Annotated in this window: 29 protein-coding genes; 12 read left to right on the plus strand and 17 right to left on the minus strand. The window is 38.4% G+C overall.

Translation table 11 applies throughout. The features are described from left to right. Both A4U59_RS21945 and A4U59_RS00415 read left to right on the plus strand, forming a co-directional pair. The coding region (locus tag A4U59_RS21945; protein WP_211274885.1) for a hypothetical protein at positions 1-183 on the plus strand (183 nt) is incomplete at its 5' end. 192 nt (positions 184-375) lie between these two features. After that, on the plus strand, positions 376-996 hold the full coding sequence (locus A4U59_RS00415) for a hypothetical protein (protein WP_070119330.1): 621 nt from the start codon (positions 376-378) through the stop codon (positions 994-996). Positions 997-1,157: 161 nt separating this feature from the next. Here A4U59_RS00415 and A4U59_RS20685 read toward each other — a convergent pair whose 3' ends face one another. Further along, positions 1,158-2,285, minus strand: coding sequence for an ArsR/SmtB family transcription factor (locus tag A4U59_RS20685; protein WP_083270564.1), 1,128 nt, complete (start codon positions 2,283-2,285; stop codon positions 1,158-1,160). 113 nt (positions 2,286-2,398) lie between these two features. On the opposite strand from A4U59_RS20685, the gene A4U59_RS00425 reads away from it, so the two are divergent. After that, entirely contained in the window at positions 2,399-2,902 is a 504-nt protein-coding gene (locus A4U59_RS00425) for a GNAT family N-acetyltransferase (RefSeq protein WP_070119331.1), read from the plus strand. Between the two features lie 12 nt (positions 2,903-2,914). Then, positions 2,915-4,150, plus strand: a complete 1,236-nt coding sequence (locus tag A4U59_RS00430; protein ID WP_070119332.1) for an MFS transporter — start codon at positions 2,915-2,917, stop codon at positions 4,148-4,150. 203 nt (positions 4,151-4,353) lie between these two features. On the opposite strand, the gene A4U59_RS00435 is transcribed toward A4U59_RS00430, so the two are convergent. From A4U59_RS00435 to A4U59_RS22120, 6 genes are all read right to left on the minus strand, one after another. Continuing rightward, the gene (locus A4U59_RS00435; protein ID WP_070119333.1) at positions 4,354-4,578 is read right to left on the minus strand and encodes a hypothetical protein; all 225 of its coding nucleotides are present in this window, start codon (positions 4,576-4,578) and stop codon (positions 4,354-4,356) included. Positions 4,579-4,768: 190 nt separating this feature from the next. Beyond that, positions 4,769-5,944, minus strand: a complete 1,176-nt coding sequence (locus A4U59_RS00440; protein WP_070119334.1) for a hypothetical protein — start codon at positions 5,942-5,944, stop codon at positions 4,769-4,771. 213 nt (positions 5,945-6,157) lie between these two features. Further along, a complete protein-coding gene (locus A4U59_RS22515) occupies positions 6,158-6,340 on the minus strand; it encodes a YcxB family protein (RefSeq protein ID WP_083270565.1) in 183 nt (60 codons plus the stop codon). A 15-nt stretch (positions 6,341-6,355) separates the two neighbouring features. Further along, on the minus strand, positions 6,356-6,694 hold the full coding sequence (locus A4U59_RS00445; RefSeq protein WP_070119335.1) for a hypothetical protein: 339 nt from the start codon (positions 6,692-6,694) through the stop codon (positions 6,356-6,358). Positions 6,695-6,736: 42 nt separating this feature from the next. Beyond that, entirely contained in the window at positions 6,737-7,381 is a 645-nt protein-coding gene (locus tag A4U59_RS00450) for a hypothetical protein (protein WP_070119336.1), read from the minus strand. Positions 7,382-7,749: 368 nt separating this feature from the next. Next, entirely contained in the window at positions 7,750-7,842 is a 93-nt protein-coding gene (locus A4U59_RS22120) for a putative holin-like toxin (RefSeq protein ID WP_245680454.1), read from the minus strand. Between the two features lie 687 nt (positions 7,843-8,529). Between A4U59_RS22120 and A4U59_RS20695 the strand changes: the two genes are divergently transcribed. From A4U59_RS20695 to A4U59_RS00485, 8 genes are all read left to right on the plus strand, one after another. Beyond that, positions 8,530-8,631 (plus strand): YjcZ family sporulation protein, encoded by a 102-nt coding sequence (locus A4U59_RS20695; protein ID WP_083270566.1) that lies wholly within the window; start codon positions 8,530-8,532, stop codon positions 8,629-8,631. 601 nt (positions 8,632-9,232) lie between these two features. Beyond that, the gene (locus tag A4U59_RS00455; RefSeq protein ID WP_070119337.1) at positions 9,233-9,613 is read left to right on the plus strand and encodes a YmaF family protein; all 381 of its coding nucleotides are present in this window, start codon (positions 9,233-9,235) and stop codon (positions 9,611-9,613) included. A 498-nt stretch (positions 9,614-10,111) separates the two neighbouring features. Then, positions 10,112-10,492 (plus strand): hypothetical protein, encoded by a 381-nt coding sequence (locus A4U59_RS00460; protein ID WP_169823878.1) that lies wholly within the window; start codon positions 10,112-10,114, stop codon positions 10,490-10,492. 604 nt (positions 10,493-11,096) lie between these two features. After that, a complete protein-coding gene (locus A4U59_RS22520; protein ID WP_070119339.1) occupies positions 11,097-11,429 on the plus strand; it encodes a DUF2178 domain-containing protein in 333 nt (110 codons plus the stop codon). Positions 11,430-11,434: 5 nt separating this feature from the next. After that, entirely contained in the window at positions 11,435-11,641 is a 207-nt protein-coding gene (locus A4U59_RS00470; protein ID WP_070119340.1) for a helix-turn-helix transcriptional regulator, read from the plus strand. Between the two features lie 52 nt (positions 11,642-11,693). Then, complete coding sequence (locus tag A4U59_RS00475; RefSeq protein ID WP_070119341.1) at positions 11,694-12,611, plus strand: ABC transporter ATP-binding protein; 918 nt, start codon at positions 11,694-11,696, stop codon at positions 12,609-12,611. Position 12,612: 1 nt separating this feature from the next. Beyond that, a complete protein-coding gene (locus tag A4U59_RS00480) occupies positions 12,613-13,386 on the plus strand; it encodes an ABC transporter permease subunit (RefSeq protein ID WP_070119342.1) in 774 nt (257 codons plus the stop codon). After that, positions 13,383-13,754 (plus strand): hypothetical protein, encoded by a 372-nt coding sequence (locus A4U59_RS00485; RefSeq protein ID WP_157888101.1) that lies wholly within the window; start codon positions 13,383-13,385, stop codon positions 13,752-13,754. Before A4U59_RS00480 ends, A4U59_RS00485 begins: the two co-directional genes overlap by 4 nt. A 671-nt stretch (positions 13,755-14,425) precedes the next feature. Here the strand turns inward: A4U59_RS00485 and A4U59_RS00495 are convergent. From A4U59_RS00495 to A4U59_RS00550, 10 genes are all read right to left on the minus strand, one after another. Continuing rightward, entirely contained in the window at positions 14,426-15,118 is a 693-nt protein-coding gene (locus A4U59_RS00495; RefSeq protein WP_070119345.1) for a thermonuclease family protein, read from the minus strand. 983 nt (positions 15,119-16,101) lie between these two features. Beyond that, the gene (locus tag A4U59_RS00505; RefSeq protein WP_070119347.1) at positions 16,102-16,503 is read right to left on the minus strand and encodes a hypothetical protein; all 402 of its coding nucleotides are present in this window, start codon (positions 16,501-16,503) and stop codon (positions 16,102-16,104) included. 12 nt (positions 16,504-16,515) lie between these two features. Further along, on the minus strand, positions 16,516-16,821 hold the full coding sequence (locus tag A4U59_RS00510; protein ID WP_070119348.1) for an AbrB/MazE/SpoVT family DNA-binding domain-containing protein: 306 nt from the start codon (positions 16,819-16,821) through the stop codon (positions 16,516-16,518). A 529-nt stretch (positions 16,822-17,350) separates the two neighbouring features. Then, the gene (locus tag A4U59_RS00515) at positions 17,351-17,740 is read right to left on the minus strand and encodes a MerR family transcriptional regulator (protein ID WP_245680455.1); all 390 of its coding nucleotides are present in this window, start codon (positions 17,738-17,740) and stop codon (positions 17,351-17,353) included. A gap of 464 nt (positions 17,741-18,204) precedes the next feature. Next, positions 18,205-18,582 (minus strand): hypothetical protein, encoded by a 378-nt coding sequence (locus A4U59_RS21560; RefSeq protein ID WP_070119350.1) that lies wholly within the window; start codon positions 18,580-18,582, stop codon positions 18,205-18,207. Between the two features lie 397 nt (positions 18,583-18,979). Continuing rightward, positions 18,980-19,267 (minus strand): hypothetical protein, encoded by a 288-nt coding sequence (locus A4U59_RS00530; protein WP_070119351.1) that lies wholly within the window; start codon positions 19,265-19,267, stop codon positions 18,980-18,982. A 138-nt stretch (positions 19,268-19,405) separates the two neighbouring features. Further along, positions 19,406-20,068: a hypothetical protein gene (locus tag A4U59_RS00535; RefSeq protein ID WP_245680456.1), complete on the minus strand. Its 663-nt coding sequence runs from the start codon at positions 20,066-20,068 to the stop codon at positions 19,406-19,408. Positions 20,069-20,358: 290 nt separating this feature from the next. Continuing rightward, a complete protein-coding gene (locus tag A4U59_RS00540) occupies positions 20,359-21,051 on the minus strand; it encodes a hypothetical protein (RefSeq protein WP_157888102.1) in 693 nt (230 codons plus the stop codon). 220 nt (positions 21,052-21,271) lie between these two features. Then, complete coding sequence (locus A4U59_RS00545; RefSeq protein WP_070119354.1) at positions 21,272-21,517, minus strand: hypothetical protein; 246 nt, start codon at positions 21,515-21,517, stop codon at positions 21,272-21,274. Positions 21,518-22,022: 505 nt separating this feature from the next. Continuing rightward, on the minus strand, positions 22,023-22,244 hold the full coding sequence (locus A4U59_RS00550; protein ID WP_070119355.1) for a DUF3953 domain-containing protein: 222 nt from the start codon (positions 22,242-22,244) through the stop codon (positions 22,023-22,025). Positions 22,245-22,483: the final 239 nt, after the last annotated feature.

Here is a 22,483-nt window from a genome sequence, read left to right on the forward strand (position 1 = left end):
AAAATAGAAGTAATCCATTTAAACGGAGAGAGTTACAGAATTAAAAACCGGAGAACAATTTTAGGGTCGAAATTCGAACCGGACGTTAAATCCTTTAAAAAACTTTCTGCTTGTTTGGATTTACTTGATTTTTCTCGTCCTTCTTTCAACCTTCCCGCACCTCCTGTTTTTGACTCTCTTTAATTATATCAAAAAACAAATGCAAACAAGCAATTTTTGGATATTACATTCATCCAGGAAGGACACAACTTTATCTATATTGATCATTCCAATCATGGCGCTGTTGATCATGTTGCCGGTGCTTGTTCTGGTGACTACCGAAATTTGAAATGGGTCACCATGGTACTACTAATCTTTTAAAAAGGAGTGTTTCTTATGAGGGGAAAAAAGGTTTTAATTATATCAATCTTATTATTAACAGCAACCATAATATCACTTGCAATGAGTCAGAAAGAATCTAAATACAATTATTACGGCCAGTTTCTTAACTCTATATCTGAAAAACAAAATGGGGAAGTTGAGAACGATTTCTTAAGTCAAAATAAAATTGACAAACTATCTTACTTTTATGAGCACATGGCAAATAGTCGGTTAGATGCCGGACAATCCCCTACCGCAAAAGCGATTGAAGTATTAATACAAAATAGAGCGCTGGAAAAAGAAGCGATAAAAAGAGGGATGAGTGTTTATGAAGATGAGATACAAACGCTAATTGATTTTTCTATAGAGCAATCAAAAGCGCATGAAGATAAAGAGTTTAATGAGTTTTTAAATGGTCTTGGTATAACTGTGGAAGAGTACTATGGCAAGTACGTTTATGATCGTTTTAAAGCGAAATTATTAGAAAACAAGCTATTCGATGAAGTTACGAAAAATGAGAATACACCTCAAGATAAAGTAACGGTTTGGAAAAAGGAAAGCACGAGTATAATTGAAAAATTCAAAGCTGAGAATAAAGAAAAAATTGAAAAAGTAAAGGAACAAAACAAGTTATAATTTAATTAACCCCCAATACTTAAGTATTAAATATCGGGGGTTTTTCAGATTGTTTTGTTATACAATATCTCTGATTAACATAATTCAACATATACATACAGAACACCCACAACCAAATAAATCTAAGTAACGATTCGACAGGGCTGTGTTGGACTATATACTTATCTCAGCAAACCATTCAAAAAATCAACTGCCCCTTTTAGATTCCCTTTATTCAGCGAGTAGAATTTCGTATTCCCCTCATGTCGGATTGAAATTAATTCCGTCTTTTGCAAGTGATTTAAGTGGCGTGATACGGTGCTCTGGTTAAGGTTGAGGCTTTTTACGATTTGCTGGGCGAACAGTTCGCCTTTTTGGGAAAGCAAGGTGAGAATTTGCAGCCTGGTTTTATCTCCAAGCCCCTCAAATAATGAATAAACATCTGTTACACCCTCATTTTTCTCCTCTTTTTCATCCGGCACCCTATTTTCCTGCGGATCATACATGACATGCAGGGTTTTGTTTAGTGTGTAAAAAGACAGGAATCGTCCTAAATTCAGTGTCGGAATGAAATTGATCTCTTCTGCCCGATTGATTGTTGGGATTTCGTTTGTATCAGGGTACAGGTTGGTTATTGCATGGATAGCCTCATCGTTTTTTTTATAGGTTTTGGTTATCAGTTTGGCTCCCAATGCCATTAAATGTTCTTTATTGGTTTCCCAGAGCTCGTTAAATCCATATTTCCAAATCCCTTCAAATAGATGGATCATTGTTTCTTTCACCTTTTTTGGTTCTTCAAAAAAGCGGACTTGTTCTGCAACATTACCTGCGGACCAGCTCCTGAGAACCGCTTCAAGTGCAATATGCCGGTTTTCTTCATTTACATCCGTTTCTTCTGTCATCCGCCCTTCCCCAAACACTTCTTCAACTTCAGGAATAGGAAAGAGATTTTCATAATAGTAGGTTACGTTTTCGCTGATTCCGTAACTAATCAGTTCTGTTATGTCATTAATTGAAAGGTTTTTCCACCAATGGATGAAGCTATCCCAATCCTGATGCGGATTTTTGACCTTCATGATATAAAACTCCCGAAATATCGCCCCATGTGCAAAAACGGTCCTGAGCTGCTTCAAATCTCGTTTTACACTTTCAGGAAGCTTACGGGAAAAACGCTCGGTCCAATCGGATGTCCTTGATAAATCATTGAGGCAATAATCAATCAGCAATATATTAGTCGTGAAATTCACACCAAGTGATGGGGTGATGCGCATGGATGTCTCAGGGTACGTTTCAGTAATGTATCGATTCATTCCGAACCTCCAAAAAATTTTTAATATTCTATATTTACATATTCAATATTTGGTTATAAGATGATTATACAGGAGTTGGAAAAACCTATCAACAATTGGGGAGTGAATTTTTGATGATTACAATTCAGAGGGCGTTAAAGGAGCACGTACAGGGAATTGCCGATGTTTGCGGTTCGGGTTATCGAAACACATATGCGCAAACACATGATCAGGAATATATTGAGCGGATCATACAGGAGTTTTACAATCTTGAACGGTTGGAGTCGGAATTGGAACCTTCAAACTCCTGGAGTGGCTGGCATGTTGCTGTTGACGGGGACAGGGTTGTCGGCGCTGCCTGTGGAGGGTTCATATCGGAAGAGGAAGCGGAATTGTTTGCATTATACCTTGATCCTGCCCGAAAAAGAGAAGGCATCGGGACAATGCTTTTGGAAGCCCTCACGGAACAACAAAAAAATATGGGTGCACGCCTCCAATGGGTATCGGCAGCAGAAAATAATGACATGGGGATCCCCTTTTATCTGGCAAGAGGATTCAAGGAACAGGGCCGGATTCAGTCTTACGCCAATAACGATAATGAGGAATATAGAAGCATTCGGTATCGCAGAAATGTATAGGGAGGGTTTTCGGTGTATAAAAACATATTGGTAAACAAGAATTTTTTATATTATCTCGCCGGCGGCAGTGTTTCGAGGCTCGGAGATATCTTATCGGGCCTTGCTTTCTTATTCATCGCCTATGATTTAACGGGATCGAAAACCCACACGACAGGTGTAGTTATCGCTGAAACGCTGCCTTATTTATTGTTCGGGCTGCTTGGCGGCGTCGTAGCGGACTGGGTCGATAAAAAGAAATTGATGATCATCATTGACCTCCTCAGGGTGCCGCTTGTGTTATCAACGGTCATTTTGTTTTATGTCGATGCTCTGAATTATGTTTATTTACTTTTCATCAGTTTTTCCGTTCAGTCCCTCGGATGTTTTTTTAATCCGAGCTATCGATCTGCCTTACCCTTGATTGTTCCAAAGGACCAGAGAAATGCGGCCAACAGTATTTATGATTCCTTTACAAGGGGAATCACGGTGCTCAGTCCGTTGGTGACCTTACTCCTGCTGGACACAGTCGGCCAAATACACTTTTTCACGTGGGACGCCATTACATATGCTGTCAGTGCCTTTGCCATTTCAAGAGTCAAATTTCAAAGTAAGCCAATGGAAACCGGCCAAAAGAGAAGCTTGCGCAATGCCTTTGCAGCTCTTGCTCAATTTGGCTCATGGGTTAAAGGCAATCATACAGTCCGTTCCCTGTTCTGGTTGACGTTTGTCATGGTGTTTTTGAACACATGGATCTGGGAGGTTGGCCTTTTATTATCGCTTTTGGATATGACGGATAACGGAAAATCTATATACGCAATTTTACAGGGCGCATATGGTGCTGTTGTCATCATGACGAATCTGCTCATTCCTTTTATTTGGAAAAAGCTGAACTTAAGGACTTATCTGATCGGTTCGATTATTTGGGGAACAGGAATCACTTTTTTGGGGCTTTCGATGAATGTGCCCATGTTTTTTATAGGTGCAACAATCATTGGGATAGGGATTCCAATCACCGGACTGACAAGGGTTTACATCATCCAAAATTTCGTTCCGGAAGAAATGCACGGAAAAGGATTTAGCTTCAATGCTGTGCTGCTGTATTTTGCTGACACCCTCTCCCTGGTTTTCTTTGGGACCCTATCAACCGTGGTTTCTCTTCACTACTTGTTTTTGATGAACGGTTTGGCGGTTATCCTTCTGATCGGATTCGTTTTTGTAAAGCAAGCAATCGACCCAAAAATAAGAAAGAACGGTTATCTGGCAGGTTAGAGATAGAGCCGTTAATTTACTTAATATGGAATTATTTGCACAGTGGCTTACTCACCTATAGGTAAACTTATGAAATAAGCCAACCTAAAATTTCAGCCTTTCCTCTCAAAAACTAAAAAATAAATAATGTATTTTAGATGACAAAAAAAGAGCTTGATCACTACAAGCTCTTTTTTGAAAACTAACACACTTGTTTTTAAATACTACCACCCTCCACCGCCCCCAAAAGGGCCTCCCCCTCTTCCCATGCCTTTTTGTGTTTCTGTTTTACGTTCTATGTTCTCTCTATCCTGCTCCAACTCGTTTTGAGACTTGCCTTCCCATTGTTTTCGAGGATTTAGTTTGCTTTTCTTATAGTCCCTGTACTTAACTATGCTTATCAATAAGATAAATACAACAATTGTAATAATTGGAACAATATCTTCCATAGCCCAGCCCTCCCATGTTCTTTTGGGATAAAGTTAACCCGGTTAAAACACGATCACCTGTCCAGTTGAATCGAAAAATCTCTCTAACAAGATGTTTTACAGGCTGCATATATCCTTACTCTCTTTTGGAACCGGTAAGTCCCTCCATTTAATATGGGCAGACTTCAACTTCATTGTCTCTAGTGATCACTTAAAAGAGCTCATAGGTTCCATCTTGATAAACCTTGTAGTAGCCCAATGTTCCGGTTTTTCCAGAAGCACGTGTGGATATGGACACAAGTTGCACTACATAATATGAGCCGTTATCGTCTGTTCTGATCGTTTCATCCGCACCGAACGAAACATCCTTATCCTTACCCTCAGGAAGTTGTTGTTTCAAGCGTTGGACAGCCTCTTCTCCGCTTGAAATGCCGATATCTCCACCGCTTCCTTCTCTACCCAGTTTGAAAGTTAATACACTGTGACCCTTAAATTTTTCTCCATCTTTCCACAAAAAATGAACCGCATATTGTTTCCCTATTTTTTCGTCATCAACTTGTATGTTTAATGTAGGGCTATTGGTGTTTATATCTTCCTTGATTTCTTCCCCTGAACTTGTTACACGAATTAACCTAACTTTTGATGGAGGTTGTTTCATTGTTCCCCAGTCAATTAAAATTCTGTCACCAATTTCTGCATCACCAGGATGGATGTCAGGATATGTATATGACCTCTTATCACCACAATCATTCCAACACATTTCTTCGTATGCATGATCAAACGCGGAGACTGATTCATCCGAACTTATTTTCTTTATGGAAGGAATGCCTGTGTGAAATTGGTTTTTTGGGGTGCGGTCTTCCTCCATCTCTTGAAGCAAACCGCCACCATGCATCCGAACGGTCGAAATCTTCCCGTCCTCATTGATGTTAACCCGTCCTGATGCAACCGCTGTTTTGGCTTCTCCGTCCTTACTGTATTCCACTTCGACTTCATAATAATAGGCTTCATTTGAACCGTCGACCTTTTCGATATCGATAGTTTTAGGATCTAATTGATATCCATTTCTGTAAGCAGCACTGAGATACATCAAGATAAAATTCTTGTTATAGAACGCTTGCGGGTCCGTGACAACGGAATTATAGTTCACTTCAAGATACTTTTTCACTTCCGGTGAATTCGGTCCTTTATCAAGAGCATTTTCCAGTTCAACACCGGGACCTGTAAACTCATTTACCACAAAAGATTCGACTATCTTCTCATTAGGAAGCCCTTTAGTCAGCGTTTCCTTTTCTTCGGTATCCCCACCGCTTTTTTCTGAACAGCCGGTAAACAAAACCAGGACTGACAACAAAATAGCGGTAAATAAAAATCTATTCTTTTTCATGATATCCCCCTATAATTAATCTGGAGTCGCCTTCGTTACGATCCTTATTTTGTCCCCATTTAAAACCAGACTTCCCCATATATTACAGTACTAGTCTATCACTCTCATATGTCCTTAACAGCAAGTAAAAAAAGCCGACTACTCAACTACCATTTTGAAAAAAGGTAGTAATCATATTTATAAACAAACGGAATATGAGATATAAATCTATAGTTATCCACTTCTTAATTTAATCTTCTTTGACTCCAAGTTCTTTTTAATAAGCGTTTTAAATACATTCTTCTGATCATTTGAATCGAAGAAACGCTTTAGCAAGATGATTGCTTTGTTTTTCGAAACATACAGGCGGAACATATCCTTATCCTCTTTTGCAACCGATATGTCGCCCCATTCGATATGAGCATTCGATCTTCATACTTTCTGGTTTATGCCATCGTCACTGAAGACGTAACTTATTTCATTTTTAATGATTTGGTCGCTTTTATACTCTCTTCGCACCCTCATATTCATTAAAAGCACCATGATAGTGGTGATTAACCCGGATGATATGATTGAAAAAAATGCCACAACCGGGTAGACCAAAATCCAGCTTCCTGAAACAACATTAGAATATACATACATGAAAACAAGAATCCCAAGAACAAAATAACCGAGCACAAACTTCTTTCTATGATACGCGTTATGCCTTTTGTAATCTGAATACGTTAAAGTTCCGGCGATCGATACTTCGTCATGGTTGTTTGGTGTCACCTTTGTTCCCCCTGCTATAAATGATTGTCAACGTTTTTCTCATCACCAGACGGCTTCTGCTAACGGATGTCCGTCTTTGTCATAACCAGTCACCGTCATCTCGTCAATTTCTTCGTCTGTCATCGTAAAGAAGACGGGCTTCCAGTTCGTGTCGATGACTGTAAGCGGAATGACTTTGCCGTTATACCGAACATTAATATCCGCTTTTGCGATTGTGTCATCATTAATAACTCCAAAGACAATCTTTGGAATTGCTTTTTCTGTCCATTTGTCAGGATCAGCGACATTGATACCGGAAGCGGCATCGCTGCAAAGGGCGGCTTTTTCACAGCGAAGGATAGTTGGCTGCCCGATGGGAATTTCCCAACCGATATCGGCATTCCCTCGGATTGTTGTAAGGATGAGATCTTGTCGTTCCCCTTCTGGTGCATTGATGTTCTTTCGAGAAAACACGAACACTCCTTTTTGAAAGGGTTCAATATGGATAGTATCCGCATCTCTCAGAACGTTCAAAGAAGCGATTGCCTCTTCAAGAGTGGAAACAGATTTGAGCTTGTTGTCTCCTCGTTGTTTCTCATTTGTTAGGGGTGCTTCGGGCTTTCCAACTTTTGTTTTCACACCTTCCCCTGGCTCATTGCATCCAGCTATAATTAACATTAAAAATAAAGCCAAAAATATTGTTTTCATCATATCAACTTCCTTATGCATAAATCGTTGTATATCTAAAATAAGATACGTCATTTTTTATAGTCGATCGCAACTACCATATCAATAACTGACTATTTCCTGTAATTCTTATTTTACCATAAATTTTCCAAATTCCTTTAAAATCAAAAAGACAGTTGGTCGTAAAATAAAAAACGCCGGTTTCATTCATAACCAGCGTTCCTTGTTACCATCTTTTTTTTCACATATTTCATGTTCATATTTTATTCCTTTACGATTCTACTTAAGATTTATGTACAAATCCATAATTAAAAAGTAGTTTGTATTGGAATTATTTTTTAAAATAACTCCAAAATGAAAAGTAAAAAATAAACACGCTTGCAGCGTGTTCAGGAATGCTTATCATGGTCATGGAATTTGAGGATGACAATCACCAGCATGCTGAAACTGATCATCAGCGGCAGGACTTCAAAGGTATTCATCACATTATCGCCCCCTTATTTCTATAACTTTTCAGGAACCATGATTGTCCTACACCCGGCAAGGAAAAAAATTTAACAGGAACAAAAGCGCAAGGCCCCCGCTTAGCGGCGTACGCATATTCGGGGGTACCCGCAGGAAGGTGATCTTTCTTTCTGGAGGGAATCACCGCTTATGACGATAGCCGCTGGCGCCTGAATGACTCTCTTCTCGCTTTTTATCCACAACGCAAAAAGTTAATAACTTCCTTAACATCAAAAGACTTCCAGTTAATAGACCAGAATCCTTGAGAATATGAGGGGGATTACTTGGTTTCTAACCGATCATCTATATTCATTCCTGGATGAAAGGAATGATATATAAATATACCCTTTATGATCGAATTACAAATCTTTATTTGGAATGTGCACATTCACATCTCCTAAAGAGTCCTGAAACTCAGCACCCTCAATACGGATAGCTTTTCATAAAAAACATGTTAATTGTGATAAAAAAATCATTACTCTAAATTATCCAGATGATAAGACCATTCTAATCCGTAGCCAACCATTAAATCTCCCTTTCACCACCCCCACCCACTCGTTTTTTCAATGTAGTTATTGCACATTTTAGCAAAACCCCAACATATGTCTAAGCGATATAGAAAAAGATTCATAAAATATACCAAAAGCAAGAAAGGAGATGAAATTATGAGTTACGGAGGAGGATACGGAAACAACTTTGAGTTAATTGTAGTTCTTTTCATTCTTCTGATTATTGTTGGTGCAGCGTTTGTAAATAAAAGCTACTAATCTTACTCCGCTGAGTTGGCCTTAAGAAGCTCTAGGATTTGTGAAGCTTCTTTTAATATTCCAATCAATTAATTGTACTGCAACCAAAATATTAATAGGTGAGCACCCTGCCGGAATAGGAGATATTGCTGATATGCACACTGAGTTATAGACTAACCAGGAAGTACAAAGGCCCATGCAACTCTGCAGAAAAGCCTGAACTTTCGTGTTCAAGGACTAATGAGAGATGATAAACAGCAGAAGGTATTGTAACGGATATGGATCACGATGGTATGACAATGTTAGTTCCTGAAGAAGTAGACGAAACGGAGCTTACTAGCCAAACAAGGCAATAAGGTTGTTTTGGCAGAGGAAGGTTCGACGATTCCGCGAGCCGCGTTTCCCGTTTTATCCATTTATCTTTATAGCACCGTATCCTTATTATTATCTCCCTTACCCATACTCCCCTTATCCATATCCTTACTATTAAGGTTAGTAAGTTTCTAATCTCTTATCAATTTTATTCTTTGCACCTAAGAGGTGCATTTTTTATTTAGTTCATACTTTGAATCGAACATCATAAGATCAAAATGACTTTTACTTTCTGAAGGAGGAATACGTTTTGGAAATACCTATAACAGGATTTATTTTAGATTCTGGGCTGTCTAAAGAAGATGAAGAACATTCCCATGTATTATACCTTACTTCTTGGAATGGACGTCCAGTTCATGTTCATAAATTCGGTGGGATAACCTCGTTTGATTCTGGACACCGACATCAATATGCAGGTACAACTGAACCAGCTCCAAGTGGCGTTCCCCACACACATAGCTATTTTACTGTTACTTCTTTCGATGCCGGACATAAACATAAAATAAAAGGAGAAACAGGTCCTGACATTCCGCTTCCTGGGGGAGGTCACTTTCATGAATTTAGAGGAGTAACATCCGTTGATGGAAATCCTCCACATGAACATGCGTACAGTGGAAAAACTAGCCCCTAAAATTAAAATGTTTCCTTGTTCTAGCTGTGCAAGAGTATGAAATAATCAACTAGCATCTACCTACGTCATTGCAATATTTCCGTCTATAATGCATGCCTTAAACATAGGGTAGCGTTTCAAAGTATTTACAATTTTTAGCTTAGGATAGATTTCCTCCCAAATGACTTACCTACAACCACTTGCTGTAACATTAAAAAATTCACATAATTTACACTTAGTTTTTATTAAGAAAAACCGGGTGGATACCACCGGTAAATCCGATAACTTGAACTAAAGGCATCATCACTATGATATTCGAATAATTTGACCGAGAACCAAAGCACTGAGTTGTCGACACCCACTTCTTTAGCCAGTGTCCGGTACTGATCCTCTCATTTAAATAACGTTGTACAACTTTGTTTTTTCTTAGTCGCCGACAAAACGCTTATCGCCTTGAGTGCCGACCATTTTCCGTATGGCCTCGAAAATGAAGTCATCGACGAACTTGCTGGACATCGTGTGGAACGGAACTTTGAGTTGTACAAAAGCCCATTCATTCTCTATGCGAAAGGAATGAAGCCAGTTACAATCGATAAACCGGCTTCAAGTCTTGACATCATCCCGACCCTCTCCAACCTGCTCGGCCTGGAATATGATTCTAGGCTTCTGATGGGAAAAGATATCCTGTCAGATGCCGAACCGCTTGTCTTATTTAATAATAAAAGCTTTATTACCGACAAAGGCCGTTATAACTCAGAAACCGGCACATTCACCCCGGCTAAAGGGGAAAGCGTCGATAAAGATTACGTAAAGCGGACATCTGCCATCGTAGAGGCCAAATTCCACTATGCGGCCCGGATTTTGGAGACGGATTATTATCGGAAGGTTGTGCCAGAATAGCGGGAAGGCGGTTCCTGTCATTTCTATTATCAAATCGAAAACAACCTGCCCCTTTCATAGAGGGGACAGGTTATTTTCGTTACGTACCTTTTCCCGGTTGGTTCCTGCCCTAAAAGAGTAATGTTGTGTATAACTTTAGCTTTAATTCCCATTCCTGCTGTTCCGTTTCGCCGAATCTTTTAAAAAAGACAAAGGCTTGCCCCTTCGGTTCGGCTCCGCTTTATTGATCTTTTAATTGTCCCATTACCCGGTCTGTGTTTTGTTAACAGCAGGATTTGAACTTGGAAAGCTCCAATGCTCTTCAAATGCTGGCAACCAAAAATATCACACCATTTTCCATGGTCGAAACCGCTTATTGAAGCATGCTTGGTGGTTCATAATAACAAATTGTAAGCACAAGTGTAATCATACATATCGATTAGTTGTTGGTTGACCAGACGGAAAATTAATAAGTAAATCAGCACTGGCCTCGTCATTAATAGCGTATTTTTTGCACTTCTCAGGGACTGTCCTGTATTGTTCTGAAAAATCTAATGTTGAACAACTGCGTTTGATGTTATATATTTATAACATCTCGATGTGAAATGCAAGTAGGAGGAGGAGTATGAAGTATACATGGTTAAAGCTTTTTGGCTTCATTGGGTTTCTAGGTTTTCTGGGTGTCTACCCATTGAACCCTACATTGTTTAGTTTTTTTGCTTTTTTTGCTTTTTTTCGATTCTCGAAGGTTATACACGACGAACGGTTTGAGGAAAATGTTAATAAAGCCTCTCGCAACGCACTGATCGTATTCGTCTTGATGTTTTCATTGGTCGTAATACTTGTAAATATTGTTCGAGATGATACATTACTGGCACTGTTGTATGCCCTTCATTTTAGTATTGTTGTGTTAGTGTTCGTATTCTCATTTCAACATTATGAAAAACAAGAAAGGTAACGATTATGGCTCTAACGACCCGGATAAAAGAATATCGCGCAAAGAAAAATATGACTCAAGATGAACTGGCGAAACGTGTTCATGTAAGAAGAGAAACGATCAGCCATCTTGAAAAGGGGAAATACAACCCTTCCTTAAAGCTGGCTCATGATATCGCAAAGATATTAGACGGGAGTATCGATGAGTTATTTATATTTACAGATGAGGAATGATTATTTTCCTGGTCAAAAACGATGTTAGAAATAAAAAATAGAGGTGAATATTATGGCCGATACGACAGTACTTTCTGTGAAAGACTTGACAAAATCTTTTGCTGGTAAAACAGTTGTCAAAGACGTCAGTTTTTCCATTCAAAAGGGAGATATATACGGATTCCTTGGTCCGAATGGTGCGGGGAAAACAACAACAATCCGGATGATACTTGGATTAATACATAAAACAAGAGGAAAAGTCATCATTAATGGATTTGACATGGATGAAAATTTTAAACAGGGAATCAATAATGTTGGGGCTGTTGTAGAAACACCAAAATTTTATTTGAATATGACAGCTGTACAGAACTTAAAGGTCATTGCTAATTTACATTCCCATATATCAGCTGCAAGGATAGATGAGGTATTGGAGATAGCTGGATTGAGTGAAAGCAAGCATAAGAAGGTCAAAGCTTTTTCCCTCGGAATGAAACAGCGGTTAGGAATTGCAATGGCTTTATTAAATGAACCCACCATTGTATTCCTGGATGAACCTACCAACGGAATTGATCCTCAAGGGGTCATAGAGACAAGAAGCCTGATCTCCAAACTTGCGCATGAACAGGGGATTACTTTTTTCATCACCACTCACTTATTATATGAAGTTGAGCAAATCTGTAACAAGGTGGCTATTCTACGAAATGGAGAATTAATTACAGAAGGCTATGTGAAAGAAATGCTAAACACCGATAGTGATATAGTGGAAATTCATACTGCTGCTTCAGATGATCTGCTATCTTTTATAAAAGACATTGAATATGTGATTTCTGCTGAGGCCACATCCTTCGGAATAAAAGCTGCCATCACACCTAACCATTCAGGTAAATTGAACAAAAAGTTGAATGACAATGGATATATGGTTCATTATCTCGTTCCTAAAAAGAAATCATTAGAAGAATTGTTCATTGATTTTACCGAAGGAGATGTATAATATGCTGGCAAGACTCATTAAAAATGAACTTCTAAAGATTGCTTTAAATAAAAAACTATATGTATTTATGGTTGTCATGGCGCTATTCACCTTTCTGCCTGCGTTTGAGAAGTTGATTGGTCAGGTGCCATTTGATTTAACCGGCCAAAACCTGCCAATGTATATGCTGACAACCCATGTAATGATTCTGCTTCCCCTGTTCGCCATCATTATCATCACCGATATGATTACGGATGAGTACGTAAGTGGTACTCTTAAACTGTCTTTGCTGCATCCGGTATCAAGGGCATCATTATTGACAGCTAAAATAATCAGCTTGTTCATTTCCCTATTATTTCTCTTATTATATGCAGCATTTTTCGCTTATTTGTTAGGCAGCATCATATGGGGATTTGGGGATAGCTTAGTCTTTGATGGAGTAGAATACGCCACTTTGGATGGCATAATAAAAACGGTTGGATCGTATATTGTATCCGCCTTTCCGCTGACTGCCTTCGGAACGTTTATCATGCTTGCAGCACTGTTGCTGTCAAGTAACGGCGGTGCGTTGGGGGTGTCAGTTGGATTTCTGATATTCCTGAATTTAGCAGGAGAACTTTTTCCTTTCTTGCGTCCGTATCTGTTAGTTGATTATTTTAGAGGGCTGGCAAAATATTTGTTCTTCACCGAAGAATACAACCAGGCGGTTATAGGTATTTTCATTATCGTTATATATGGAATTGCCACCTATATCATTAGCCTGATTTATTTTAAAAAGAAAGATTTGCTCTATTGACAGAAAAATTTTTGTCTAATATTGTATCCTCCCCAAGCCACAACCGGGCAGGCTATCTCATTTCACCTAAAGGAGCCTTCCTGTTGTGGCTGTTCCGAGGCCGACGGTCCATCCGGGGAAAGTTTTTACATAACAAAAAAGCTGGAGAAACTGAGGAAATGTCTTTAAAAACGACACACGTTAACTCATGCCAGATCTGCTATGAAAATTTTCGTCCGAATAAAATTGTGTACTATGTAAAAATTGATAACAACCTTGTCTGCGGAGCATGCGCGGAGGCTGCAAACAGCAAAGAAATTGAAGCCAAGATTTATGAGTGGACCGGCATGACTAAGCCTTATGCCAACAGACTCTTAGGCTCCAACTAATGAAAATGAAGAACCATTAGGAAGGGTAATGACAGCTACGCTGTTACTACCCCTTCTAATAAGTTTATAGAGGTAAACAAAAGTGGCTTTTTAAGGATGGAGAAATTTGAAGACCTTTATTTCTAAAATCATAACACTTTTACTTATATCAATTATTGGAAGTTTTTATTTTGTTATTGTTGTGTATCCTCCGCAAAAAGGTTTCAGTGGGGTTATCTATTACACGTTGATGATGTACCCTTTAATATTATTGTATTTGTCACCGGGGGTTCTGATTTCATACTTAGTAGATCTTATTAAAAAATATACTAAAAGGACGCATATCATTTTTTCAGTTGGAATGTACTTTTTTATATGTTCCCTCTTACTCTATATTCCTTTTATTATAATTCAAAAGGAAAACTCTACCCATGCAATGTTTTATTTTTTATTCATACCTGTTCTATATGGTGTTTCAGAGTTCTTTGTTAGAAAAGTAATATTTAAAAGTGAAGTAGGAACCAATAGAATGACGAGTTGAAATAAAATGTTTTAAATAAAAAAATCTAAAATATAGACCAACTGCAGCTTTGCAACTGGCCTATACTGTATCCAAAAAAGAAATGCTCTATCTAAGGGAGTGTACTGAACGACACTCCTTTACACTCTTCATAAACGTTTATTGCATCACTTTACTGCACAAGTGACGAATCAAAGCCGTCCTCTGTCACATACCCGTCGATGCTCCAGATGTGTCTTTGCTCTTGTTTCGCCTTTGCTTCCGCTTCGCGGAATTCATCCAGGTATTTGTCGGTTTCAGCCGATTCATCGGCCAACCGAGCGATTCCGTCTTGGAGCATCAGTTTGTTGAAGTTATAATGATCCGCATTATTTTCCATCCAGATGTAACCAAGCGTATGACCGTCCTTGTCTTTCTCGGGGTCTCCCCGCTCCAAAAGCGCCGGTGAATCTTCCAATCTCAGTGTCGTATATTTGTTCGATTCAAACCCATACATACCATCCTCGCTGCCATCCGGCAAAACAAGCTCCGGGGCGTCAACCAACAAGAGGTTCACCGTTTCTTCGCCATTCTCGCCCTCTACGACAATTGTGTCCCCGTCAATCACATGTACCACTTTCACTTCCTCTGTAATCTTCACAATTTCACTCGCCGGATTTTCAATGTGCCCGAAATCCTCCTCCAAATCTTCCGCAGTCGGTGCGCTTTTCTCTGTTTTCGCCTTGGTAGCCGCACCGGTGTTCTTGTCAGCCGCGCCGTCTGTTGCCGATGAATCACCGCAAGCTGCTAACAGCATGACGAGAAACACAGACAGCAGCACGTTTGCAGCCAAATTGGCGCCTGTTGTGCGTTTGCGCTTTCGCATTTTGACCCTCTCCCTTTTCTTTTGTCTCTATCTTTCGTTGATTCATAGACGCCCGGACCCACCCTCAGACTTGACGTTTTAAACCCTTCCTATTTTACCATAATATTGCACTTGCGACGAAAGGGACGCGAAACGCACCCCTTTCGTCCATTATTTCGGTTTTACAACCTGTTTTTTGCGTGCAGCTGCTGCCAGGCGCAACTGGCGGGCCACCTGATACAACCCCTAGGAAACGGGAGAAGTTCCTGTCCAATTACACAATCGGAAGCAAGTTTTCGTCACCGAATTCCGAAACATTGATTTTTAGAGGTTGGTCCTACACTAGAAACTTCTTAACAGCAAAAAAACTTCCGGTCAACAGACCAGAAGCCTAGAGAATATGAGGGGATAACTTGGTACTAGCCACTGATATCGATGCATTCCATATATTGGAATGGTATTTATATCCTTCCCTTTGTCGCAAGAACCAAAACCATTATTTGTAAAACCAATGGTCTACAGTTGGCCGTTTCTTAGCCATTCAAAAATTTTATAACTTCCAAATAACTGCACGAAGGTGAAAACTATCCAGATAAACACAAAGACTCCAGGATTTCCGTATTGTTTTAAGTCTGTCCAGTTAAGGACAATAAACAGTAAAAATCCGAAATTAACAAGGTAAAGGAATATGTGGGGAGCAATCCATAATACCCTTAGCTTCACGTTCATCTTAAAACCACCTTAGTCAGTAAGAATATGGTTTTTTAATCCTACGTTTATCTTGCTTGCATTAACAAATAAAGTTAACTTTCTTTATTGCTCTTTTTCCGATTTAAAGCCGCCATGACACTGATCAGACCTATTATCAAACTCGATGAAATGATAATGATTGCCGCAATATCCATACTCGATCTTCACCATCCAATTGATGAGATTCTCCTATAGAGGCATTATTGGTTTTAGAACCAGTTATCTTAATATGTATTTTATAATTGATTACATGGCTATCTAGTAAAGCTATTTTCAACGTATTCCCTGATTTTTTTCCATTCATGATCTTCTTTTCGGAAAGTCTCTACAAAAAGCAACTTAGCATCAGTCATTTCTCCGTCAATTTCAAAACTTACCCAAAATACAGCTACACCTTCTTCTTGCTGATTGATTTCAATTAAAATATCGTCAAATATCCATTTAGGATTTCTTCCTTGATATTGGCTATATGCATGCACCCAGCCTTTTTTCGCTTCATCATAGCCCCAATCTAAAGCCATTGCATCAGTGGCGGCCCATCTAACATTTAAATTCTTTGAATGATATGTTAACATCCTCTCCGAATTTAAACTATTCCAGGAATCTCTGTACTCTGCTAAAAAGTCTATAAAATCATTTAATAATGCTTGTTCCATCCAAAAACTCCTTTAATCTGCTCGGTTTTCTTTCGTTCCTTCCTCTTTTAAGACACTTTGCAATTCCTCAAACAACAATCGTGCCCCTTCTTCACTCAGCGTTATCTTGCCGTCCGCGAATTGGATCAAGTCGAACGATACCTTGCCGGTCACAGCACATTGCTCACGTGATTCAAACTTTTTAAGAATAATTCGTTCATCCTCAACAAATATTTCCAGAGAATCTCCCGGCCCATATTTAAGTACACGCCGTGTTTCGACAGGCAGCACAATCCTTCCCAGCGGATCCATTTTTCTCACAATGCCAGTAGATTTCATAATTTCTCCCCTTTCTCTTACAGGAATATTTTACCTGATAATTAGGATTGTTGTCACAATAATTCACATATTCCTTTCATCCTACATAAGTGCTCTATAGGAGAAGTTATACTTCCGGTTTTTAACTTTCGTGACACCTCTATTTGCGACTGGAGAATTTCCATTTGGAATAACGTCATATCAGGATAATTGCTCACCAAAGAAAACTTTCACTTTGCTGGATCGTATACGTATCCTAGTTGGAGATAAAGTGAGGTGGTTGGATGTATTGGGAACTAAGGATTGAACCATTTCCGGTCTTTTTCAAAAGTTTCCTGATTTTTTTCTTGTAAACACATCGTATTTCATAAGAAGTGCGTTCTTTCTTGTTCTAGTTGGGGGAATCTTTACCATCTTGGAGAAGACAAACATAAACGCCATGAAGGTTCATTTCACTATGGGGATTGGCTTAATCGTATTAGGCTTTTTGATTGATTATTTAACGGCATAGGAACGTTGAAACGCTTGTTTATATCAAGAGTTTCACTCATCATAGGAAATCCCCAATTTCTTTCAGTTTATTTTCTAAAGCTATTCTCCTTCTGCGTACTTCTTCCTCTTCCTTTCGAAGATTATTCACGTGATCGGTCAGTTGTTCTAATACCTGATGAATTAATTTTTTGTCGCCACACTGATACGCTTCCTTTAAATTGAATATGATTTGGATATCTTTTAAGGATAATCCGTATTCCTGTAATTCCTTCACTACATGAAAGTTTAAGATTTCTTTCTCCCCATATTCTTTATGATGATTTTCCCACTTTGGCGTAACTAAATTTAAGTCTTCATAATGGCGAACAGTATCTTTAGTTGTATTGAGTAATTCGACGAATTTTCCAATTCTCAATTCAGTCGCTCCCTTTAAAAAATTCCTTGACATGGGGTTAACCCCACATATTTAAATTACTATAAAATACCTTATTGGGGGTAATTTTAATGGCTTATTTCTTGTGGATCGGCGTTTCTCTTGCTATTGTATATGGATTGATAAGTGCATTAAGCGGAGTCGTTCAATTTAAAGAAAGGCAAATACCGATGTGGTCAGCATTACTGATAACAATAGTAGGAGGGACTCTTGTAACTTCTGCCTTATTCCTTTTAATAAATCCGAAAATGATCATAATTTTAATTCTTTGTTTAGTATTCATGCACGTCGCTGCAATCGTAAATGGTTTTCATCTTTATGGAAAAATCAATCTCATGCATCACATCATTCGATTTAGTCTTTCAGCTGTCATTATCGTTTTGCTATGGGGCTAACAACAGAAGCTATATCACGAGACAACTCTCCATTCAATGCCCACACCGGAATAAGGCACTGAATGGAGAGTTGAATTTCCTTTCCTAATTGTGAATTTTGATTCTTGCCAATCCAAAGAACAGAAACGGAATTACCATTATAGAGATAAAAACAACCTGGCTAATAAAAAAGCTTATAAACCCCAAGTGCGACATCATTCCAGTTACGATTAAAAATAAGGTGATGACGCCGTTTGGAATCATTGAAATCCAAACATCCCGCTGTGTCACCTGTTTTTTTATAAACTTAAACCTAAATAGTAATCCAAGAATCGCCCATCCAAATATGTAAACAACACCGACCAGGATTACACTATCCAGAAAAGACGCCGTTTTCCGAACTTCTACTCCGAATGAAATATACAAAATGGACGAAACAATTATAACAAGATTATATGTCGTTAGGAATAATACTGGTTTCATGTATCTATCCTTCCTAATAACAGATTGCTGTTTACTTCAATAAGAAGTTAGAGGATGTGGATGTTAATGAACTCGAACTCGACTGTTAATCCCTAAGTGCATTATTTTTACATATCCTCATTTCTTTTTTGGGATTAAATAGGATATGAGAATTACAACAACTCCAATCCCAACCACACCCCATTTTATAACATTAAGACCGTCAAGTGTGATTACAGATAAGTTCCGAGCTACTCCTGTTACTAGCAATAGCAAATATAAAAGAAAGGCCAGCATGACAATTCCAAAACCAATCCACTGTACAACTTCTCGCTTGCTGTTATTTCTGTTTTTCAGAAAGCACACGCCCTTTCCAAAAATTCAATTCAACCATTGCTCCCGCCTTTCATGCATAAAGCTATCCTCCAAAGGACCAGCCATACAAAAGGAAAAACGTGAAACCTGCAAAAAACATACTTATGATTAAAGTAATAATGGGAATTACCTTTCTTTTCCCCATTTCTTTTATAATGCCAGTGGCTCCAAAGATAAGTCCAAATAAGACCATAAACGGTGCCAGTTGAATAAAATTCACAATAGCTCCTAACCCATTATCGCTCACTGAGGAAATAATAAAATAAATAAGTTGAGCAACAAACAAGGCTGATACGACAATAGACAATCTCCCGGAAAAAGTCTTCGGCATAAAGAGACTCCTTTCAACCGTCTAACCTCGTATTCTACTTCGTTTATTACCCTCCAATTCTTTAATCCGTTAGCACAACAAACGATAGCGGTATTCGATTCCGATTATATATAAATACACTTGTTCGTCTCTATTCTTCTATTGCACTTTAGCTTCTTCATAAATTGTTCCGTCCGTATCCATAATCACAACTTCAGGTTGAATCCGGTCAAGGCCGATCATCACCACCGGGTTTTGCTCAGGTGACTTGTTATAAAAGGTCCGCACCTTGATTTCCGTTGTATTTCCGTGTTCGGTCACATCCATCACTTCAATGTTATTGCCGGCCATTTGTCCGCCTAACGAGAGGACAACGCCTTTGTTTCCTTCAGAAATGGTGAAGGTTTTATATCCCTTGATTGATGGATTTTGCTGCAGCTCGTTCATGTAGGAACGAATATCGGGAGCCGAATCGTAATGCGGCTTTTTTACAATCCAGTAGTCCACTTGATTGAAGTACATGACAGCGCTATATGAAAGAACAAACAGAACAATAAAGGTGGAAATGGAGAGTTTCCATAATGAACTTTCACCGATAAACGCCATTAAAATGGATATGGTGATGATGCCAAGAGCCAACACTCCAAAAGGCATCCCTTCAAAACCACCGATAATGAGGATGCTTCCAAGTAACCCGAGTACCCCTAACACCAGAACAACAAGCACCCTTTTACTGTTTTTTGCTTCTTTAGAAAATAAATATGTAAGTCCGTAAACCCCAAGGCCGATGATAAGCCCGATTATGTACATCCAGATAAACAAAACGGCACTCCCCCTTAAACATTGCATATTCTTTTTACTTTTCATCCTGATGGACAATGGCCAAAGAGGCAATTTTATTGCCATCATTCCATACCATTTCCTGTTTCTCATCCACAAAAAAATGATTCCTCATGATAAAAAAACTACACAGATAAACATGCCGATTCCTGAGTACTCATCCTTTAATCAAGTTGTATTAATAAGGATAGCTGCCATCATCAGGATAAGGGACCATATAATTCTTTTATAAATCCACCTTTCCCTTGTACACCTATCCGGCTTGTAACGTGTTAATCATGATAGTGAAGCGTCTTTGTCTTTTTACCCTGACTCTTTTTCTTTATTAGGATTACTGCAATGATTACGCCTATACTCAAGATAAAGAGCACCGGTTTATATAGTTCATTTTTAACATAGGTGAACTTGAGGTGGTTTTCTTTATACGGATCGATCTTCCATACTAGCGTTTCTCCATCGTAATTTCCATTATGGGAAATAACCTTAAAAGGTAAAGACAGAAGAACGCGGAAATTTTCATTTTCCTGAAAAAAGCTTTGATTTACATACCCTTTAATAGATTCTTCAGGTATAGCCATGACAGCGTCATAGGATCCCTTTTTATAGAATGGTAACTGTCGTACACTGGCGCTTGAATTCCCACCGATATCAAACAATCCAAAATGAATTAAATCTAAATTGGAATGGAAATCAGGGTAATTCACCCGAATTTCGATAATGATTTCTTCCTCTTGCTCATAAAGCTCATAATCATAACTAATAATTCCATCTCCTTTTAGATTGAGATAGAAATTTTCTATTATGTATTTCTCCACTTCCGCCATGGAATACTTATTTGCAACTGTTGCCACCATTTTCACGTCGGTAGATTCATCTTCACAAACGGTTATATAGTAATCTGCTCGGTTGAAGCCTGTTAGCAAAAACACCGCACAAAATAATAGAACAAATATATATTTTTTCATAGCACCCTTTTCCTTACATGTAAATGTCATTAAGCTAACCTCGTATTGACTCAAATCGATTGCTTCATTGTTCTTGACAGCTCCTAACCACTTTTGGAACTTCCCATTTTCTAAAAAATTTCAACTACTTTATCAGCTTCGGTCAATTCCGTACGAACCTTCTACGGTCCCTTAGAATCCCCCACCTCCTAACCAAATCCTTTGGCGGGTATAAATGATATCATTGTTGCAGGATCAATAATATGTTCACAATTGCAATAATTACTAATCCCCATAATACAACCTTCTTACCTTTTTCGTTTTTGTAATACAAATAAACAAAACTTACATAAATGATGGTGGCAACTGTATAAAATGTTATGCCGGAGATCAATTTATCATTTTTGTAATCCCCAAAAATAAAATGGAGAGTAGTTATGGGAAAAGCGATAACAGCAATTAGGTAATGAAACTGTTTTGTAGTCAAAATACCACTCCCTAATTTCTTTTACGTATAAACCCAAGTTATGGTTTCTTTCTTACTCCAATAGGATGAAATAAGCACTTTATTTAATCACTTTCTTACAGAATACTTATTTCTGGTATGTACGTGGAATAAATCCTTATAAATTTAAACTCTCTCTTATTTCTTCCTCACGATATATGACCATATAAAAAGCAAGATGAGGGAAATCAGCAAGTATCCTAAAGAGTGAATACTAACGACAACTCCCATTTTTCCATTAATGGCTTCTTAAAGGGCACTTAAAACATTAAAAACAACTTAAAATAAGGACAGCACAGCAAGGAATAGCCCAAGTTTAGGAGTCTTTTTTCGGAGTAAAAAATAACTGCCAGCAAGACCAAAAACGGTAAGATAAAATAATTTAATATCCAATTAACCAAAAACACCATAAACCTCCATTTACTTATTCGATCCATCCTAACTTGCTGTCAATCGAAATTTCTGCCTCTCTCAATCTCACGCCTCATCATAATAAATAAACCGTAACAACCAAATTGAATCCAGCTACAAGAAAGAGAGTTATTGCAGTCGCTTTTCGGTTTTCATTGAATTGGGAAACACCAATAAGCACGAGCATGACCCCTAATAATAAAAGTGCATAGGGCAAGGTTATATAGTTTCCGACCAATAAACTGAAACTTGATAAAATGACCACAACCAATGCCAGAATAAACGTAGCGACTTTCATTAATCCCCCTCATTTCCTCAATTAGCTTACGTTTCTTAATATGTAAAGACGATCAGGTCACAAATGGTGTACTACTTTTTCTTGGTCTTGCCCATCAAAATCTTTACCTAGTCCCGCTTTCAATAGTGGGAGGAAGTAACGATGCGGTTAAAAAAATGGATGATTTTTTCATTTTTTACATGTGTCATTTCACTTGGATATTTTAGCTATTCGGATTTTACGGCTGGTGATCATTTTTA

It is taken from the genome of Bacillus marinisedimentorum, assembly GCF_001644195.2.
Taxonomy (GTDB): Bacteria; Bacillota; Bacilli; order Bacillales; family Bacillaceae_O; genus Bacillus_BL; species Bacillus_BL marinisedimentorum.

Excerpts from the sequence above, each read along its gene's own strand:
- A4U59_RS00415 (WP_070119330.1), top strand. The coding sequence starts at position 376 with ATGAGGGGAAAAAAGGTTTTAATTATATCAATCTTATTATTAACAGCA.
- A4U59_RS20685 (WP_083270564.1), bottom strand. The coding sequence starts at position 2,285 with ATGAATCGATACATTACTGAAACGTACCCTGAGACATCCATGCGCATC.
- A4U59_RS00425 (WP_070119331.1), top strand. The coding sequence starts at position 2,399 with ATGATTACAATTCAGAGGGCGTTAAAGGAGCACGTACAGGGAATTGCC.
- A4U59_RS00435 (WP_070119333.1), bottom strand. The coding sequence starts at position 4,578 with ATGGAAGATATTGTTCCAATTATTACAATTGTTGTATTTATCTTATTG.
- A4U59_RS00440 (WP_070119334.1), bottom strand. The coding sequence starts at position 5,944 with ATGAAAAAGAATAGATTTTTATTTACCGCTATTTTGTTGTCAGTCCTG.
- A4U59_RS00450 (WP_070119336.1), bottom strand. The coding sequence starts at position 7,381 with ATGAAAACAATATTTTTGGCTTTATTTTTAATGTTAATTATAGCTGGA.
- A4U59_RS22120 (WP_245680454.1), bottom strand. The coding sequence starts at position 7,842 with ATGAATACCTTTGAAGTCCTGCCGCTGATGATCAGTTTCAGCATGCTG.
- A4U59_RS20695 (WP_083270566.1), top strand. The coding sequence starts at position 8,530 with ATGAGTTACGGAGGAGGATACGGAAACAACTTTGAGTTAATTGTAGTT.
- A4U59_RS22520 (WP_070119339.1), top strand. The coding sequence starts at position 11,097 with ATGAAGTATACATGGTTAAAGCTTTTTGGCTTCATTGGGTTTCTAGGT.
- A4U59_RS00470 (WP_070119340.1), top strand. The coding sequence starts at position 11,435 with ATGGCTCTAACGACCCGGATAAAAGAATATCGCGCAAAGAAAAATATG.
- A4U59_RS00475 (WP_070119341.1), top strand. The coding sequence starts at position 11,694 with ATGGCCGATACGACAGTACTTTCTGTGAAAGACTTGACAAAATCTTTT.
- A4U59_RS00480 (WP_070119342.1), top strand. The coding sequence starts at position 12,613 with ATGCTGGCAAGACTCATTAAAAATGAACTTCTAAAGATTGCTTTAAAT.
- A4U59_RS00495 (WP_070119345.1), bottom strand. The coding sequence starts at position 15,118 with ATGCGAAAGCGCAAACGCACAACAGGCGCCAATTTGGCTGCAAACGTG.
- A4U59_RS00505 (WP_070119347.1), bottom strand. The coding sequence starts at position 16,503 with ATGGAACAAGCATTATTAAATGATTTTATAGACTTTTTAGCAGAGTAC.
- A4U59_RS00510 (WP_070119348.1), bottom strand. The coding sequence starts at position 16,821 with ATGAAATCTACTGGCATTGTGAGAAAAATGGATCCGCTGGGAAGGATT.
- A4U59_RS00515 (WP_245680455.1), bottom strand. The coding sequence starts at position 17,740 with ATGTCAAGGAATTTTTTAAAGGGAGCGACTGAATTGAGAATTGGAAAA.
- A4U59_RS21560 (WP_070119350.1), bottom strand. The coding sequence starts at position 18,582 with ATGAAACCAGTATTATTCCTAACGACATATAATCTTGTTATAATTGTT.
- A4U59_RS00530 (WP_070119351.1), bottom strand. The coding sequence starts at position 19,267 with ATGCCGAAGACTTTTTCCGGGAGATTGTCTATTGTCGTATCAGCCTTG.
- A4U59_RS00540 (WP_157888102.1), bottom strand. The coding sequence starts at position 21,051 with ATGAAAAAATATATATTTGTTCTATTATTTTGTGCGGTGTTTTTGCTA.
- A4U59_RS00550 (WP_070119355.1), bottom strand. The coding sequence starts at position 22,244 with ATGAAAGTCGCTACGTTTATTCTGGCATTGGTTGTGGTCATTTTATCA.